Consider the following 19,173-nt stretch of genomic DNA (forward strand, 5'->3'; position numbering starts at 1 on the left):
GCGGAGCAAGGGTGTAATTCCGCGGAGCGAGGGTGTGATTCCGCGAAGCAAGGGTGTAATCCCGCGCAAGGTAGTGATTCCGCGGAACGATGGTGTGATTCCGCGGAACGAGGAGAGAATTCCGCGGAACGAGGTAGTAATTCCGCGGAGCGAGGGTGTAATTCCGCGGAACGAGGGTGTGATTCCGCGAAGCAAGGGTGTAATTCCGCGGAGCGAGGGTGTGATTCCGCGAAGCAAGGTAGTAATTCCGCGGAGCGAGGGTGTAATCCCGCGCAAGGTAGTGAATCCGCGGAGCAAGTGAGTAATTCCGCGGAGCGAGTGAGTAATCCCGCGCAAGGTAGTGATTCCGCGGAGCAAGGTAGTGATTCCGCGGAGCGAGGGTGTAATTCCGCGGAGCGAGTGAGTAATCCCGCGCAAGGTAGTGAATCCGCGGAGCAAGGAGAGAATCCCTCGAAGCAAGGACCTAATCCTGCTCTACCAGCAATATGTAGAAAGGAATATCAAAATTGTACATGGAAACTGGATATGAAGCGTAGAAACTAACTATTTTTATGTAAAAGGTTGCTAAATTAAAAATCAATTATTGTGTGGAAAATAAAAAATAATTATAAATTTATGGTAAAAACAAAATTTTTTTAATGTAATAAGGAATTAATAAAACAAGGTGCTTAAAAACAATACGTACTTGAATAAAAGCATTCGAATAAAATTTATTTATTAGCTTATTTTTTTATTAATTATTGAAAAAAGTTGATTTATAAAGTTGCACGCCACATTAATTTATTATTCTAGAAAATTTTATGAATGTTTACTCATTTGTTTTATTTATATAACAAATCATAAAAATTGAAAGATGGAAAATGAAATTCATCTAGATAAATAGTAGGTGATATTATTTGTTTTTATGATAATAATTTTAAAAAAACGCTTGATTTTGCATATAAATACTAGATAGAATAGCATTATAATTAATTATCAGATAATTCTATCTATATAAAGACAGGTTGTGTTACTTGCAATTAACAAGCTGAATGTGCTTGTCTTTAACAAAAATAATAGAATAGGGAGGCGTTAATTCAGGGTAATTATAATTTTAAAATAAAGATAAATGTATTTGTCAGAAAACTGAATGTTGGAGGGAGATTGTTTGTGTACAAATGACTTATTAACAATTAACAATTTAACAACGAGTTTTCGTATTAAAGACACATATTATGCAGCAATAGAAGATGTCTCGCTTTCACTAAGAAAAAATGAGATTTTAGCTATAGTTGGAGAGTCTGGCTGTGGGAAGAGTACGTTAGCCACAACAATTGTTGGCTTACATAATAATCGGAATACAAAAGTGACTGGAGAAATAATTTACAATCATCAAAATTTAGCAAATTTAAGTGAAGAGCAATTCAACAAATTAAGAGGCAATGATATTGGCTTTATATTTCAAGATCCTCTCTCAGCATTAAATCCGTTAATGCGCATTCATGAACAAATTGCCGAAGGCCTCATTTACCACACGACACTCACAAAACAGCAACGAGAAGAGCGTGTCTTAGAATTGCTTGAGCAAGTAGGGATTGCTCATCCTAAACGGGTTGCGAGACAATTCCCACATCAATTATCAGGTGGTATGCGCCAACGCGTCATGATTGCGATTGCGCTATCAAGCAAACCTGCCATCATTATTGCAGATGAACCCACTACAGCATTAGATGTAACCATTCAAGCACAGATTTTAGACCTTTTAAAGTTGCTTCAGGATGAAACACAAGCGGGTATTATTTTAATTACCCATGACTTAGGTGTTGTTGCAGAAATTGCAGACCGTGTAGCCGTTATGTATGCAGGACAAGTTATTGAAGAGGCGCCCGTTCAAGAACTATTTAATAATGCCAAACATCCATATACACGTTCCTTACTTAATTCAATTCCGCAAACACATGAGGAAAACGAGCGGTTAGAGGTAATACGTGGTATGGTGCCTTCGCTCATGAATTTGCCACGTGAAGGCTGTCGTTTCTCTGCACGTATACCGTGGATTGATGTAACAGCACATGAAAGTGACCCACAATTACATGAAATTGCACCTGGTCATTTTGTTCGCTGCACCTGCTGGAAACACTTTTGCTTTGAAAGGGAACTAGGAGGTGGACAGTATGACATTTATGCTAATTAAAGATTTAAACGTCCATTATTCAATACGAGGTGGCTTTTTTAATACCGTAATTGATAAAGTGTACGCGGTTGATGGCGTTACGATGGCGTTTGAAAAAGGAAAAACATATGGTTTAGTCGGTGAATCGGGTTCTGGTAAATCAACAACAGGTAAAGCAATCATTGGCCTCGAAAAGGTAACGTCTGGTCAAATCATTTATGAAGGGCAGGATGTTACTAATAAACGACGTAAGCGTAATTCTTCGTATAACAGAGATATTCAAATGATTTTCCAAGACGCACACTCGAGTATGAATCCAAGAAAGCGTGTACTGGATATTTTAGCAGAGCCAATGCGCAATTTTTTGAAGCTCAGTGATCAGGAGGAACGCAAGCGTATTAAAGCGTTACTTGCCATTGTTGGTATGTCAGAGGACGTCTTGTTAAAGTATCCCCATGAATTTTCAGGAGGACAAAAGCAACGTCTTGGTATCGCGCGGGCAGTTGCTTGTAATCCAAAATTGATTATTGCTGACGAGCCTGTATCCTCACTTGATTTATCGGTTCAAGCACAAGTACTAAATTTTATGAAAGATATTCAGCAAGAATATGGGTTGAGTTACTTATTTATATCTCATGACCTCGGGGTCGTAAAACATATGTGTGATTATATTGCAATCATGTACAAGGGGCGCTTTGTTGAAACGGGTACCCGTCAGGATATTTACATAAATCCACAGCATATTTACACAAATCGCCTATTGTCAGCTATCCCACATATTGAGCCTGAAACGAGGATGGAGCGCAAAGCAGCTCGGCAAAAGGTCGAAGAGAAATATCGCAAAGATCATCATCACTATTATGATGAGAAAGGTAAAGTATACCCTTTAAAATCCATTTCAGAGACCCATTATATAGCGATGTCTGAAATTGAGCAGGAGGGATTATAAAATGTGGAAAACTGTTATTAGACGCATTATTGTAATGATTCCCCAAATGTTTATATTGAGTTTAATTATTTTTATATTGGCAAAGCAAATGCCAGGTGACCCTTTTACAGGGTTAATTACACCAGAGACAGATCCTTCAAGGATTGAGGAGCTACGAATACAAGCAGGCTTCTATGATCCTTGGTATGTTCAATATTATCGCTGGATTACAAATGCCTTTCAAGGTGATTTTGGACAAAGCTATACATATAAAATTGCGGTGTCCACTCTTATTGGTGAGCGTGCACTCAATACATTTTGGCTTTCATTACTTAGTGTTATTCTTGTCTACTTGCTCGCCATACCATTGGGAATGCTTGCAGGGCGTAAGCAAGATACCTTTTTAGACAAATCGATTATCCTATACAGTTTTATTAGCTTCGCAATTCCCACTTTTGTATTATCTCTCGTTTTTTTATTCTTTTTTGGTTATCGCCTTATGTGGTTCCCAACGAGTGGAACCGTAGATGTTGGACTGGAATCAGGAACGATGGCCTATTTTTGGAATAAATTTTATCACTTGCTATTACCTGCTATGACGGCAGCTATATTAGGTACTACAGGGATTATCCAATATTTACGCTCGGAAATTATTGATGCTAAAACACAAGATTATGTAAAAACAGCTCGAAGTAAAGGTATTCCAATACGTAGAATATATGCGCGACATATTTTCCGCAATTCAGTACTTCCTATTGCAGCGTTTTTAGGGTTTACAATAACAGGTTTATTAGGTGGCTCGATTTTCATAGAAACTATTTATGGCTACCCAGGTATGGGGGAATTATTTATTAGTTCAATAACGAGTCGCGACTATAGTGTCATTACTGCTCTTATCATGCTCTATGGTTTCTTAGCATTATTAGGTAGTCTGCTGTCGGACATTATTATGAGCATTGTTGATCCGCGTATCCGTATAGACTAACTACTAAACATAATGTTGAAGAAGAGGTGAATTGAAATGACACAACAAAACAATGAAACAGTACTGATGGAAAGCTCTCCACCGACAGGTATGCAAGTCGTTTTACGAGAGTTTAAGAAAGATAAAGTAGCGATGTTTTCCATTATTGGGGTCACGATTATCATGTTATCTATTTTTATTGCAGCATGGCTGCTCGATCAAGAAGAAGTGCTGAAAATCAATCTGATTGAGCGCTATACAGAACCTGGTGTTAATGGCTACATACTTGGAGCGGATGAAGCAGGGCGTGATGTGCTTGGTCAGCTAATTATTGGGGCAAAAAATTCGCTTTTAATTGCTATATGGGTGACGGTGATTGCCAATATTATTGGCATAGCTATGGGAATTATTATGGGATATTACAGTGGCATTGTAGATAATGTAATGATGCGAATAATTGATTTTATTATTACATTACCAACATTTATGATTTTTATTGTCCTTGTTTCTATCATCCCTGAATATGGCGTTCTTGAGCTTGTTATTATTATTAGTGTATTTCAATGGATAGGAATTGCACGGTTGATTCGAAGTAAAGCATTATCAGAAGGACGACGGGATTATGTGAGTGCATCTAAAACAATGGGGACGAGTGATATAGCCATTATGTTTAAGGGGCTATTACCAAATTTAAGTTCAATTTTAATAGTAGAGTTTACATTAAGTCTTGCGGGCAATATTGGGATTGAAACCGGGCTATCATTTTTAGGATTTGGGCTACCCCCTTCGACACCAAGTTTAGGAACTTTAGTAAGCTATGCTAGAAATCCACTCGTCCTAGCAGACAAATGGTGGGTTTGGTTACCTGCATCTTTATTAATTTTATTATTGATGCTCGGTATTAATTATATAGGACAAGCACTTCGTCGCGCCGCTGATGCAAAACAAAGATTAGGATAATAGAGGAGGTTATAACAATGAGGAAAAAGTGGTTGATGACTATCGTTACGTTGGCAATCTTATTGCTATTAGCTGCCTGCAATCGCAACGATAAAAAGCAAGTTAACGAAGCTGAAGACAGCAATGATAAGCCAGCACAAACGGAAGATAACAAAGTAGACACTAGTACTCTCCCATCTGAAGTAACAAACGAAGGGGATACTATTCAAGGGGGCACATTACATGTAGGGCTTGTGACAGATTCGCCATTCAAAGGAGTTTTCTCCTGGGAGCTTTATGCAGATGTCTATGACGCAGAAATTATGGGCTACGCAACAAATAATTTATTTGTAGTAGACGAAGATTTTTTAATAACTGATAAAGGCATCGCCAAGTTAGACGTCAATGCAGACAATAAAAAAGTAATTATTACGATTCAAGGGGATGTGAAGTGGTCGGATGGAATGCCATTAACGGCGGAGGATTTAATCTATCCTTATGAAATAATCGCTCATCCCGATTATGAAGGTGTACGCTACGATGATGACTTCAAAAATATTGTAGGGGCAGAAGAATACCATGATGGCAAAGCAGAAACGATTTCTGGTATTAAAAAAATAGATGATAAAACAATTGAAATTACATTTAAGAAAATATCACCTGCAATTTATTCAGGTGGTGATGGTTTATGGGGCTATGCAGCGCCGAAACATCAACTTGCGTCCATTGCCGTAAAAGATTTAATCTCTTCTGATGCCGTTCGCAAAAATCCAATTACACTTGGGCCATTTAAATTTGACAATATAGTCAATGGTGAGTCTGTACAGTTTGTAGCAAATGAACACTACTATAAAGGCAAACCAAAAATTGATAAAGTGGTTGTGCAAGTTGTACCAGCAACTTCCGTTGGGGAAGCGTTGAAAACAGGGAAATTTGATATAACATCAGAATTCAGAGCCAATCAATATGATAGTATAAAAAATTTATCGAATATTTCGATAGTAGGGCGTCCTGAATTATCATACAGCTATCTCGGCTTTAAGTTAGGGAAATATGACAAAGAAAAAGGCGAAAATATTTATGATGAAAAGGCAAAAATGAATGATATTGATTTGCGTAAAGCCATTGCCTATGCAATGGATATTGAAACTGTAACAGATAAATTTTATCAAGGGTTACGTGTGCGTGCCAATTCCCTCATCCCGCCAGCTTTTAAATCCTACTACGATGAAACGCTAGAGGGGTATCACTACAATCCTGAAAAAGCAAAAGAAATACTAGATGCAGCAGGCTATAAAGATACAGATGGTGATGGTATTCGTGAAGATAAAAATGGCAATAAGTTGGCTATTCGTTTAGCGGCGATAGCGGGCTCTGATACGGATGAAGCGATCGTTGAGTACTATCGTCAAAATTGGAAAGATGTTGGTTTAGATGTGCAATTAACGACAGGGCGTCTTCTTGAATTCAACAACTTCTACGATAAAGTAGAAGCAGATGATCCTGAAATTGATATGTATATGGGGGCTTGGGGAACCGGAACAAACCCATCGCCAGCAGGATTATATAGTAAAGGCGCAGCATTTAACTTCAGTCGCTATGTTTCGGAAGAGCTGACAAAATTATTGAATAATATTGATTCTGAGGAAGCGCTAGATGCAGAATATCGTGCACAGGCTTTCCGTGCATGGCAAGAATATATGCATGAAAAGGCAACGATTATACCAATGTATTTCCGTACTGAAATTATTCCTGTCAATAAACGCATAAAAACCTACACTATTAAATACGGAAATGTTACAGAGCTACAAAATGTTGAATTTATAGCAGACACAGCAATTAAATAAGACCAATGTCTATTATGTATCTAATGAAAGAGAAGTGAGATTCACTGGGAGAAAAAGGGAGGGGATGTCGATGAAAAAAGCGTGGTCAATACTATCCGTAATGTTAGCATTCCTATTGCTATTAGCTGCCTGCAATCGCACCGATAAGGAGCAGGCAAAAGAGTCTGAAGGCAGCAACGATAAGCCAGCACAAACAGAAGATAACAAAGTAGATACAAGTTTACTACCGACTGAAGTAATAAATGAGGGTGAAGCCATTCAAGGAGGCACATTACATGTAGGGCTTGTTTCAGATTCACCATTCAAAGGCATTTTCTTAGCTGAGCTTTCTGCAGACACCACAGATAGCTCTATTACAGGCTATGCTTCAAATGGTTTATTTGAGGTCGATGGAGACTTTCTAATAACGGATGAAGGAATAGCCAAATTAGCAGTCGATACTGAAAATAAAAAGGCGACGATTACTATTCAAAGTGAGGTGAAATGGTCGGATGGAACGCCATTAACGGCAGAGGATTTAATCTATCCATACGAAATAATCGGTCATCCCGATTATGAAGGCGTACGCTATGATGACAACTTCAAAAACATTGTAGGCGCAGAAGAATACCATGATGGCAAAGCTCTTACGATTTCGGGTATTAAAAAGATTAATGATAAAACGATTGAAATTTCGTTAAAGAAAGTGTCACCTGCTATTTATTCAGGTGGTGATGGTTTATGGGGCTATGCAGCGCCGAAACATCAACTTGCATCCATTGCCGTAAAAGATTTGATTTCATCTGATGCTGTAAGAAAAAATCCAATTACGCTTGGGCCATTTAAATTTGATCATATTGTGAATGGAGAGTCCGTGCAGTTTGTAGCAAATGAACACTATTTTAAAGGAAAACCAAAAATTGAAAAGCTTATTGTACAAGTCGTTTCGACTTCAACTGTGGGTGAAGCATTGAAAGCAGGGCAATTTGATATCGCTTCAGTCCCTGCTACTCAATATGATACTATAAAAAGTTTATCGAATATTTCGATATTAGGGCGTCCTGAATTATCATACAGCTATCTCGGCTTTAAATTAGGGAAATACGATCAAGAAAAAAGTGAAAATATTTATGACGAAAACGCCAAAATGAATGATCTCCAATTACGGCATGCGATCGCCTATGCAATGGATATCGAAACCGTAACAGATAGATTTTATCAAGGTCTGCGAGTGCGTGCGAATTCATTAATTCCACCAGCATTTAAAACATACTATGATGGAACGCTTGAGGGCTATCATTATGATACTAAAAAAGCGAAAGAGTTATTAGATGCAGCGGGCTATAAAGATATAGATGGTGATGGTATTCGCGAAGATAAAGAGGGCAATAAGTTTACCATTCATTTAGCGGCAATGTCAGGTTCTGATACGGATGAAGCGATCGTCGAGTACTATCGTCAAAACTGGAAAGATGTTGGCTTAGATGTGCAATTAACGACAGGGCGTTTAATTGAATTCAACAACTTCTACGACAAAGTACAAGCAGATGATCCTGAAATTGATATGTATATGGCTGCTTGGAGTACTGGCACGAACCCATCACCAGCAGGGTTGTACAGCAAAGGTGCCGCATTTAACTTTAGTCGCTACGTTTCTGATGACTTAACAAAGCTATTAAATGATATTGACTCACAAGCGGCATTGGATGCAACATATCGAGCACAGGCATTCCGTTCATGGCAAGAGTATATGAGTGACAAGGCAATGATAATCCCAATGTATTTCCGTACGTCAATGATAGCAATCAATAAGCGCATAAAAAGCTATAATATCGATCGTGAAACGGGTACAGAGATACAAGATCTTGAACTAATAGCTGATGCGCCGATAAAATAAGTGTATAATGGAAAATATAGTATTTATTACAATTTAAGAAATAGAATAAACGGATAATAGAATCATCAAAAAAAGATCCATCCATTGCATAATTTCAATGGATGGATCATATATTATTTAGTGGCAACCCATGTTTTCACAAGGTCAGCAGTACCATATACATAATGTTGTTCGCCAACTTCATGGTATGTTGCGCTTTCGTCAACTTCTGTATGTGTGTAAGGAATACGTTGACGACGCTTTTCTGACATTGGGTCTGGAAGCGGAATTGCTGATAATAATGATTTTGTATAAGGATGAACAGGATTATTATAAATATCATCGGCTTTACCAATTTCCATGATTTTACCACGGTACATAACAGCGATACGATCACTGATGTATTTAACCATTGAAAGGTCATGGGCAATGAAAAGGTATGTTAAGCCACGTTCTTTTTGTAGTTGTTTTAATAAGTTAACAACTTGCGCTTGAATCGATACATCAAGTGCAGAGATTGGTTCATCGGCAATGATGAACTTTGGATCTAAGCTAAGGGCACGAGCGATACCGATACGTTGACGTTGACCACCTGAGAATTCATGTGCGTAACGATTGGCGTGCTCTTTGTTTAAACCTACAGCTTCAAGCAATTGGTTAATTTTTTCACGACGTTCTTTCTTATCCTTATATAAACCATGAATATCGAACGCTTCTGCAATGATTTCCCCAGCTGTCATACGAGGGTTTAACGATGCATATGGATCTTGGAAAATCATTTGCATTTGACGATTAAAAGTCTTTAAATCACTTTTTGATTTTTTACCATGGACGTTTTGACCATCGAAAATAATTTCGCCACCTGTAATATCATATAGGCGGATGATTGAGCGACCAGTCGTCGATTTACCACAGCCTGATTCTCCAACAAGCCCAAGTGTTTCACCTTCATAAACATCAAAGCTAATACCATCAACAGCTTTAATAGGGTTGCTTGGTGAACCAAAGTGTTGCTTTAAGTTTTTAATTTCAAGAATTTTTTTTGCACCTGTTTTAGTCATTAAATTCTGCCTCCTTCGCTAAAAAGCCCTCAATACGTTTAGCAACCGCATCTGGAAGTGGAATTTTTGGCGCATCAGGATGTAACAACCAAGTTTTTGCAAAATGTGTTTCGCTTACTTGGAACATTGGTGGCTCTTGCTCATAGTCAATCGCCATTGCAAATTCATTACGAGCAGCAAATGCATCTCCTTTTGGAGGGTTAGTAAGATCTGGTGGTGAACCAGGAATCGTGCGCAATAGCTCGTCCTCATTACTATCTAAATCAGGCATAGAACCAAGTAATCCCCATGTATAAGGGTGTTTTGGATTATAGAAAATATCATTTACTGTACCATACTCGACGATTTGACCAGCATACATAACTGCTACGCGGTCTGCCACGTTCGCTACAACGCCTAAGTCATGCGTAATGAAAATGATAGAAGTTTTAGAACTTTTTTGGATTTCTTTCATTAATTCTAAAATTTGCGCTTGAATCGTTACGTCCAATGCTGTTGTTGGCTCATCGGCAATTAACAACTTAGGATCAGCAGCAAGTGCAATAGCGATAACAACACGTTGACGCATCCCGCCTGAAAATTCATGTGGATATTGATTGTAACGTTTTTCAGGGAATGGAATACCTACTTGCGTTAAAAGTTCGATTGCGCGTTTTTTAGCATCAGCCTTGGAAACTTTCTTATGTTGTAAAATTACTTCAGTTATTTGACGTCCGACCTTCATAGTTGGATTCAAACTTGTCATCGGATCTTGGAAGATCATAGCAATTTCATTTCCGCGTATTTTCGACATTTCTTTATCACTAAGTGGAATTAAATCACGGCCGTTAAATAAAATTTGTCCTGACTCATAAATACCAGGTGGCTGTGGAATTAATTTCATTAAGGCGTTACTCGTAACACTCTTACCAGAACCAGACTCACCAACGATCGCTAGTGTTTCACCTTCTTTTAAATCAAAGTTTACACCACGAACAGCATGGACAAGCCCTGCATATGTTTTAAAGTTAATTTTTAAATCTTTTACTTCTAAAATTGTTTTACTCATTTCGGCCACCTCCTATTTACGTAGTTTTGGATCTAGTGCATCACGTAAGCCATCACCAACAGCGTTAAATGCAAAGATTGTTAGCGAAATAAATACTGCTGGGAAAATTAAACGCCAAGGAGCATTTGCAATCGCTTTATTTCCGTCAGATGCCATTGTACCCCATGAAGCGTGAGGAGCAGGAACACCAAGTCCAAGGTAACTTAAGAAAGACTCTGTGAAAATAGCAGATGGAATTGTTAGTGTCATAGTAACTAAAATAGCACCAAGAGCATTTGGAATTAAATGTTTTAATATTAAATGCATTGTGTTTGCACCTAACGTACGAGCAGCAAGTACATATTCTTGATTTTTAATAGATAATACTTCACCACGAACGATACGAGCCATGTTAATCCAGCCTGTAATCGAAAGGGCAATAATCATAGGGAATAAACCTGGTTGTAACACTACTAATAATACGATTACAACTAAAAGGTAAGGAACAGCTGTTAATACGTCGGCAATACGCATCATAATATTATCAACGCGGCCACCAGCTAAACCTGAAATACTTCCCCAAAGAACACCGATAATTAAGTCAATAACCGCTGCTGTAATCCCAATAAATAAGGAAATACGAGCTCCTGCCCAAATACGAACGAAAATATCACGGCCTAAATCATCTGTCCCAAACCAGAAATCTGCAGATGGTGGGGAATTAAACACACCAAGTTGATCGCTATATTTATATTGTGAAAGCATTGGTGCAAAAATCGCCATCAGAATAATTATTATCAAAGTAATTAAACCAAAAATCGCCATTTTATTATGTGAGAAGCGAATAAATACTTCCTTCCAGAAGGAAACCGATTTATCAGCTAATTTATCAGTCGCTTCATGATTTCCACCGACAATTTTAAACATATCTTTGTTAATCGGTTGTTGCGTCATTACTTTTTCGCTCCCTTCAACTTAATTCGCGGATCAATAAAGCTATATAGAATATCGACAATTAATACCGCAAATAAAAGGATGATTGAATAGAACACTGTCGTTCCCATAATAACTGTGTAATCACGGTTTGTAATAGATTGTACAAAGTGTTTACCAAGACCAGGGATTGCGAATATATTTTCAACGATGAAACTACCTGTTACAACACCAGCTGTTAATGGACCAAGGTAAGTGATAACTGGCATTAGGGCGTTACGTAAAGTGTGACGGAAAACGACTGTCCATTTCCCAATTCCTTTAGCACGTGCCATTTTTACATAATCACTGCTGTTTTGTTCAAGCATACTTGAACGAGTTAGTTTAGCAATATAGCCCATATGTGAGAGTGCGATAGCAAAGGCAGGTAAGATACTATAACCAAAGCCTTTCCATCCACTAACAGGGAACCAGCCTAATTTATAGGCTAAGAAATACTGCATTAAGCCTGCCAAAATAAATGATGGTACTGAAATACCGAGCACCGCAAAGGACGTTGCCAAATAATCCGGCCACTTATTGTGATAAAGCGCTGAAACTACGCCTATTAATACACCGAATCCGACCGCCAATAGCATAGCTTCAATCCCAAGTGTTAACGAAACTGGGAAGCTCTCATTAATCATATCATTTGTAGAACGCGCTTTATACTTCATAGACTCACCGAAATTAAAAGAGGCCGTATCGATTAAATAATCTTTATATTGAATATACCAAGGGTTATTTAATCCATACGTTTCGTTTAACTTTTCCTCGATTTGAGGAGGGAAATTACGTTCACTTGCAAAAGGACTACCTGGAGCAAGACGCATTAAGAAAAACGTAGCCGTTACGATGACGAAAAGCGCGAGAAGTATATACATCAGCCTTTTCAAAATATATTTAATCACATAAAACTCCTCCTTCTATTTGTCAATTTTCTGACAAATAAATGCCTTCGTATTTTAAAAAGAGCTGACTCGCGCCGAAGTGGCCACGAGGCAGCTCTTCGCTGTAGAGCTTAAAAAATATTATTTAGATTATTTAGCGTCTAAATCAACGTTTTTAAGTTGGATGTTACCAATTCTGTCTGGTGCCATGTTTTTAACGTATTTTTGTTCTACTGAAAGGTTAGTGTAGTAGTAGATTGGAGCAACTGGGAATTCTGAAACTGCGATAGCTTCAGCTTCTTTTAATTGCTCTAGACGTTTAGCTGTATCTACTTCTGCAATTGATTGTTTTAACAATTCTTTGTATTTCGGATTTTCCCAACCAGTATCGTTGTTACCGTTTTTAGCAGTATCATACATTTCTAAGAATGTGTAAGGATCGTTGTAGTCTGCAATCCAGCCCATACGACCAACTTGATAGTCAAGAACGTTAAGTTTCTCTAAGTAAACTTGCCATTCAGAGTTATCAAGACTTACAGTAATACCAAGATTTTTTGCCCAGCCTTCTTGGATGAATTGAGCAATAGAAGCGTGTGCTTCACTTGTATTGAATGAAACATTTACTTTAATATCTTTTGGATCTTTAATACCAAGTTCTTTCATACCAGCTTCAAGTGCTGCTTTAGCACCTTCGATATCGTTATCTTTGTAGTAACCGCGGTCATCTTCAAAACCACTGATTGCAGATGGAACCATACCTAATGCAGGTTTTTGTTCACCTTTAGTAACGTTGTCAATTAAACCTTGACGGTCGATTGCTAATGTTAACGCTTTACGGATGTTAGCGTTTCCAGTGATTTCATCTGTTACATTGAATTTGTACCAGTAGATCGCTGCATAGTCAGAAATTTTTAAAGTACCATCAGCTTTGAATCCATCAATAGCATCAAGTGCTACTGTTTGATATGGAGAACCTAAGTAATCGATTTCACCGTTTTTGAACATTGTTACAGCTGTTGCTTCGTTTTCAACCATACCGATGTTTACTGTTTCAAGAGCTACATTTGAAGCATCCCAGTAACCGTCGTTTTTCTTAAGAACGATAGAATCACTATGTTTCCAAGTGTCTAATGTGAATGGTCCGTTAGTTACGAAGTTTTCGCCTGCTTCAGCGTACCAATCATCTTTACCGTCAACAACTTTTTGGTTGATTGGAAGGTAAGTTTTGAATGCAGTTAACTCTAAGAAATAAGCAGTTGGGTTTGTTAAAGTAACAACTAAAGTTTTTTCATCTTCAGCTTTAACACCTACTTCATCAACTGTACCTTGTGCATTGTTGTATGCTTCAGCACCTTTGATTGGGTAGAATACAGAAGCGTATTCAGATAAGTTGTCTGGATTTAAAGCCCATTTCCAAGCATATTCGAAGTCGCCAGCTACTACTGGATCTCCGTTTGTCCATTTTGCATCACGTAAGTGGAACGTGTAAGTTAAACCATCTTCACTTACATCCCATTTCTCAGCCATAGCTGCTTGTGGTTGTCCATCAGCGTCTAAACGAGTTAGACCTTCAAATACGTTAATTAAGATTGCGCTAGATGTAGAATCTGTTGCAAGTTGTGGATGTAAAGATGGTGGTTCAGAAGGTATAACTAAGTTCAGCTCTTTTGAAGAAGCTGTTTCTGATGAACCAGAATCTTTTTTATCGTCTTTTGCTTTATCAGACGAATCTCCACCGAAGCCACATGCAGCAAGTACTAGTGAAAATACTGCAAGGACTGTTAGTAATAAAAACTTTTTGTTCTTATTCATGTGAATCCCCCTTATACAATTTTTAAGCCTTTTGTGAAGCTCCTATTTAATATACCAAAAAAGTCATTGTGCACAAAATAAAAAAGATTCAAATTTATATAGTATTATCTGACATTTACAAGAATAATAATTTTCTTCGGTCTATCACTTTAGTGTACAAAAGTGTTTAAATAATGAGAATTTGATTTAAAACAGCTAAAAATATCAAAAATAAAACAAAATCAAAAAAATGATTTACTATACCGAAAATTCCTATTTTTTTGATAATATTATGACACAATAAAAAATGATTCAAAAGTCACGGTTGTTATACCTTAAGAAATTTACATAGTTTTGTAGAAAATCATCGTAAAACTAAGTGAATATGATTTTTAATAAGGTAATTTCTTGTAATTTCTAATCTAAAAATATGAATAATACTATCTATAAATGATATATAAAAATTTTGTTTTGTATTTATCTAGTATTTAGCTTTAAGAGAGAAAAAAAGGGAAAAGGAGAGAAATTTGTATGAAATAGCATGCGATTTACTAGATAGAATAGAACCATTTAAGCACAAAATCGTAGTCAAATATTTTTTTAAAATAATACAATGACGCTTCGGAAAGCTGTTGAACATATGAAAAAGCATTATTTATTAACTTTCATATAAAAATTCGAAGTTTGTTTTTCTCTTTTTCGGCATATATCTACATGGCGATATGTATTTTGTATAAAAATGATTTGTTATTAAAATTTTATCTGAAGTTCGACAATTCATCCGATTTTTGATAAATGTATTGCATAGAAAAACACTCTAGGAAAACGCGATGTGTCGTTTACCTAGAGTGTTTTTTGAGGTTTATAACTTAAATTGATGTATCTGATTTTGTAAATCTAAAGACTTTTCACTTAAATCTGTTGCTACTAAGTTTACTTGTTGGATAGTTGCGGCTTGTTCTTTCATTGCCTCGGCGATAATTTTCGTATTGTCAGCACTTGCTGAAGCTCCATAAGCAATTTCGGCAACCGATGCTGCTACTTGCTCAGCACTGGCGGATATTTCTTCAGAAGTTGCAGAAATATCTTCAATTTGATCTGACATTGTATTAATTGCTTTAACGATAGATTCAAAAGCCATACCTGCATTTCCTATCATTTTAACACCGTCTGTTACAGAATGAAGGCCATCAAATACTGCCTTTTCTACATTTTTTGTATCTTGTTGTATGTCTTGCGTTAAAGCAACAATTTGATTGGCAGATTGTTTTGATTCTTCCGCTAGCTTGCGGACCTCATCTGCTACTACAGCGAAGCCTTTACCGTGTTCACCTGCACGTGCTGCTTCGATTGCGGCATTAAGTGCAAGTAAATTTGTTTGATCTGTAATTGTTGTTATAACTTCTGTAATATTGCTAATTTCTACTGATTGTTTACTAAGTTTTTGAACGAGTGTGTTAATCAGTTGAGTTGAATCATTGATGACATTCATTTGTTGCTGTGCTTCTTCAATAATGCTGTTACCAGTGTTGGCTGTTTCAGATGTAGCAATAGCACTATGGTGAAGCTGTTGTGTTGCTTCTGCAATACGTTGTACGCCTGTTGCAGTTTCATCCATAGCCGCAGCACTCTCCTTTGCAGCGACTGTTGCGCCTACGGCTGCCGCAGCGGTGTCATTAATACGTGACGTTACCTCGTCTGTTGTAGCAGAAACTTCTTCGGTAGAGGCAGTTAACTCTTCGGCTGCGCCTGTTAAATGTTCGGAGTTTTCTTGTATATGTGTCATTAAACTACGGACGTTACTTTTCATCGTGTTAAAGGAAACTGCTAGCTGGCCAATTTCATCTTTAGATTGGTTTGCAATATCTTGATGATATAATTCACCATTTGCAATATTGTTAGCAGCAGCTACAACTGATTTTAAAGGGCGAGTAATTTTACGTTGTACATAGAACATAAGGAATAAGCCGAGTGTTACACCAATAATAAGCGCTATAACAGAAATGATTTGAGAGTTTTTTACTGCCTGTTTAGATTCCTTCGTAATAATTTCTAGTTGATTCTTTTGATAGTCTATAATTTTTTCAGAGACTTCTGATAACCCTATGTTAGCTTGTTGGGCTTCACCATTTACTTTTTGTAAAGCTTCTTCTATATTACCTTCATCATGTAAAGCTAAAACAGTATCAGCTGCTTTGTTAAAAGCATTGTTATATGTATTAAGCTCTTTAGTATATTCAATCATTTCCGGTGAATCTGCTTTTTCTGTAATTTCGTCCACATGCTTATCAAGCATTAATGAATATTTTTCAAAACTCTCCTTATTATATGGAGTATCTTCAATAAACATTGCGCGAATAAATAGACCTTGCGTCGCTAATTCAATTTTAATATTATCCGATAGTTCAACTAAGGAGACGCGATTTTCTAATGCATCTTCAACTTTACTTTCAATTTTAGAAAATTGTATAAACAAAATAAGCAAAGAAATGAATAAGGTAAAGATTATCGAGAAAAAACCGAAGCTTAACTTTTTGCCAACAGACATAGTGAATACGCCCTTTCTGAAATGAGAAAAAATTTTTTATAGTTAAATTAAGACATCGTGGAGGCTAGAAGTCAATAACAGAAGGTAGAAACAGTTCAGAATATTCATTGTGGAAATCTTAAAATATCGTAATAGGGAACATAGTCTGTAAAAATTACAAAAGTCATTGATTATTATCTATATATAGTCCACATTGCGGAGAACGAACTTTGTGAAAGAAAAATACGATGCAATTTGCATCGTATTCCTATCTTTAAGACTGCTTTTTTAACTGTAAAATGACAGTTTCATCTGGATCGATAAACAATGTTTTTTGTTCGAAATAGATAACAAATCCAGGTTTAGCACCATTTGGTTTTTTAACTTGACGTATTTCTGTATAATCTACCGGAACAGAGGAAGAGTCACGCGCTTTTGAGAAATAAGCGGCAAGTGTAGCAGCTTCTCGCAATGTCGTATCATCTGGCTCAGTAGCATGAATGACTACATGTGAACCCGGTATGTCCTTTGTATGTAGCCATATATCTGTACGCTTAGCAATTTTAAATGTTAGCATATCATTTTGTTTATTGTTTTTGCCTACAGAAATAGCTGTCCCTGTAGATGATATATAATGTTCTGGTTCAGGTTTTAGTTGTTTTTTCTTTTTCTTAGCGTGACGTAGTTTTAAATAGCCCTGTTCCGCTAATTCTTCACGTATTTCTTCTATGTCCCCTGGAGATGCCTGTTGAACCTGTTGAGCTAGCATCTCAAAATAAGTTATTTCTTCTTTTGTTTTTTCAAGTTGCTCTTGTACCATAATAAGGGCATTTTTAGCCTTTGTGTACTTTGTGTAATAACTTTGCGCATTTTCAATGGGTGTTTTACGCTCGCTTACAGGAATCGTAATTTCTTCAGTGGACTCACTATAATAGTTAGTTACAGTTACTTCCTTTACACCTTTTTCGAAAGCGTATATATTGGCCATAAGCAGTTCCCCAAATAATTGGAATTGATCTAGTTTGGAAGCACGTTCATAGTCTTTCGTCAGTTTTTTTATTTTTAATGACAACTTATCGATTTCGTTTTGTAGCCAACGTTCTAAATCTCCAGCTTGTTGTTTCACACGATCTCGCTCAGCACGCGCAAAAAATACGCGGTCAAGCAGTTCATGTACATTTGGATAAACGGTTTTTTCTCCTTGTAAATGGGTTAAAGCGATAGGAGAAAAATAGGTTTTATTATTGGCGAATACATACATCGGTTCTGTGCCGCCATTACGAAAAGCTGCCATAAAGTCTCTGAAACATGCTACTTTATTAGCCGCAGTTGTTAAGCGGAACAATAACTCCTCGGCATGTAATGGAGAAAAGCCGACAAATTGCGAAACAACTTCTTTTGCTGTTTTCGGCTCAGTGAAAAATGCTGTTAACTGCTCATCTGAGACCGATAGGGGTTGCCATTTATTTTGTGCAGGTGGTGCAATATAGGGCTGTCCTGGTAATATTGTACGGAAACTATTCATCGATGGTGATAAATGCTTTAAACTATCGATAATTTTATTTTGTTCCTTATCAATTAATAGCAGGTTACTATGGCGACCCATAATTTCTGCGTGTAATTCCCGTACAATCGGATCGCCAATTTCATTTTTACTATGGATTTCTACTATAATAATGCGATCTAGGTCGTGCTGTTTAATAGAAGAAATAAAACCACCTTCTAAATGTTTACGTAATAACATACAGAACATAGGAGGTTCCGCGGGATTTTCTATTGTTTGCTCAGTAAGATGTACACGTGCATAGGAAGGGTGGATAGAAAACAATAGTTTGTGGTTGCCACCATTTGCACGAACTTGTAAAACAACTTCCTGAGTATTAGGTTGATGTATTTTCGTAATACGACCTGTTACTAATTGTTGCAGGTCTGTTGTCATTGAATAAGTAAATAAGCCATCGAATGCCATTTTAATTCCTCTTTCCAACGATACATAGCATCATTGTGTATTCGTATATATTAGTAATTTTTGCGCCTGATTTATCTGTGTATATGAACATATAGGATGGAATTCTTCCTATTATAAATAGTATTCAAACAGTCATCTCTCGCATGAATGCATTTTTTGTATGTTTATCATAGCATTTTTTAGGTGAATATTAAAATATAGCTTCAGATGTGGTAGAATTAATTTTTGCACTAGCGAATTTTTTGTGGAGA

At 37.0% G+C, this 19,173-nt stretch carries 13 protein-coding genes; 6 read left to right on the forward strand and 7 right to left on the reverse strand.

Going from position 1 to position 19,173, the window contains the following annotated elements; all coding sequences use genetic code 11:
- Window positions 1-1,147 precede the first annotated feature (1,147 nt).
- The 6 genes from ACIQXJ_RS01455 (at window position 1,148) to ACIQXJ_RS01480 (ending at window position 8,706) form a co-directional block, all read left to right on the forward strand.
- Window positions 1,148-2,173, forward strand: coding sequence for an ABC transporter ATP-binding protein (locus ACIQXJ_RS01455; RefSeq protein ID WP_403048836.1), 1,026 nt, complete (start codon window positions 1,148-1,150; stop codon window positions 2,171-2,173).
- Window positions 2,154-3,101, forward strand: coding sequence for an ATP-binding cassette domain-containing protein (locus ACIQXJ_RS01460; protein WP_403048839.1), 948 nt, complete (start codon window positions 2,154-2,156; stop codon window positions 3,099-3,101). The genes ACIQXJ_RS01455 and ACIQXJ_RS01460 overlap by 20 nt, the downstream gene beginning before the upstream one ends.
- Before the next feature lies 1 nt (window position 3,102).
- The gene (gene opp4B, locus ACIQXJ_RS01465) at window positions 3,103-4,065 is read left to right on the forward strand and encodes an oligopeptide ABC transporter permease (protein ID WP_403048842.1); all 963 of its coding nucleotides are present in this window, start codon (window positions 3,103-3,105) and stop codon (window positions 4,063-4,065) included.
- A gap of 36 nt (window positions 4,066-4,101) precedes the next feature.
- Window positions 4,102-5,004 (forward strand): ABC transporter permease, encoded by a 903-nt coding sequence (locus tag ACIQXJ_RS01470; RefSeq protein ID WP_403048844.1) that lies wholly within the window; start codon window positions 4,102-4,104, stop codon window positions 5,002-5,004.
- 17 nt (window positions 5,005-5,021) lie between these two features.
- Window positions 5,022-6,830 carry an oligopeptide ABC transporter substrate-binding protein gene (locus ACIQXJ_RS01475; protein WP_403048847.1) on the forward strand — a complete coding sequence of 603 codons (1,809 nt, stop codon included), beginning with the start codon at window positions 5,022-5,024 and terminating at the stop codon, window positions 6,828-6,830.
- 70 nt (window positions 6,831-6,900) lie between these two features.
- On the forward strand, window positions 6,901-8,706 hold the full coding sequence (locus tag ACIQXJ_RS01480) for an oligopeptide ABC transporter substrate-binding protein (protein ID WP_403048850.1): 1,806 nt from the start codon (window positions 6,901-6,903) through the stop codon (window positions 8,704-8,706).
- Window positions 8,707-8,819: 113 nt separating this feature from the next.
- On the opposite strand, the gene ACIQXJ_RS01485 is transcribed toward ACIQXJ_RS01480, so the two are convergent.
- The 7 genes from ACIQXJ_RS01485 to ACIQXJ_RS01515 all read right to left on the reverse strand — a co-directional run bounded on the left by ACIQXJ_RS01485 (window position 8,820) and on the right by ACIQXJ_RS01515 (window position 18,922).
- Window positions 8,820-9,746 carry an ABC transporter ATP-binding protein gene (locus tag ACIQXJ_RS01485; RefSeq protein ID WP_401009523.1) on the reverse strand — a complete coding sequence of 309 codons (927 nt, stop codon included), beginning with the start codon at window positions 9,744-9,746 and terminating at the stop codon, window positions 8,820-8,822.
- Window positions 9,739-10,794, reverse strand: a complete 1,056-nt coding sequence (locus ACIQXJ_RS01490; RefSeq protein WP_403048853.1) for an ABC transporter ATP-binding protein — start codon at window positions 10,792-10,794, stop codon at window positions 9,739-9,741. The genes ACIQXJ_RS01485 and ACIQXJ_RS01490 overlap by 8 nt, the downstream gene beginning before the upstream one ends.
- Window positions 10,795-10,806: 12 nt before the next feature.
- Complete coding sequence (locus tag ACIQXJ_RS01495) at window positions 10,807-11,727, reverse strand: ABC transporter permease (protein WP_403048856.1); 921 nt, start codon at window positions 11,725-11,727, stop codon at window positions 10,807-10,809.
- Window positions 11,727-12,656 (reverse strand): ABC transporter permease, encoded by a 930-nt coding sequence (locus tag ACIQXJ_RS01500; protein WP_401009520.1) that lies wholly within the window; start codon window positions 12,654-12,656, stop codon window positions 11,727-11,729. Before ACIQXJ_RS01500 ends, ACIQXJ_RS01495 begins: the two co-directional genes overlap by 1 nt.
- 129 nt (window positions 12,657-12,785) lie before the next feature.
- Window positions 12,786-14,447 (reverse strand): peptide ABC transporter substrate-binding protein, encoded by a 1,662-nt coding sequence (locus ACIQXJ_RS01505; RefSeq protein WP_403048859.1) that lies wholly within the window; start codon window positions 14,445-14,447, stop codon window positions 12,786-12,788.
- Between the two features lie 841 nt (window positions 14,448-15,288).
- Complete coding sequence (locus ACIQXJ_RS01510) at window positions 15,289-16,974, reverse strand: methyl-accepting chemotaxis protein (RefSeq protein WP_403048862.1); 1,686 nt, start codon at window positions 16,972-16,974, stop codon at window positions 15,289-15,291.
- Window positions 16,975-17,227: 253 nt separating this feature from the next.
- Window positions 17,228-18,922 carry an Rqc2 family fibronectin-binding protein gene (locus tag ACIQXJ_RS01515; RefSeq protein WP_403048865.1) on the reverse strand — a complete coding sequence of 565 codons (1,695 nt, stop codon included), beginning with the start codon at window positions 18,920-18,922 and terminating at the stop codon, window positions 17,228-17,230.
- Window positions 18,923-19,173 lie beyond the last annotated feature (251 nt).

The sequence above is a fragment of the Lysinibacillus sp. NPDC097868 genome (genome assembly GCF_044761135.1).
Lineage (GTDB): Bacteria > Bacillota > Bacilli > Bacillales_A > Planococcaceae > Lysinibacillus.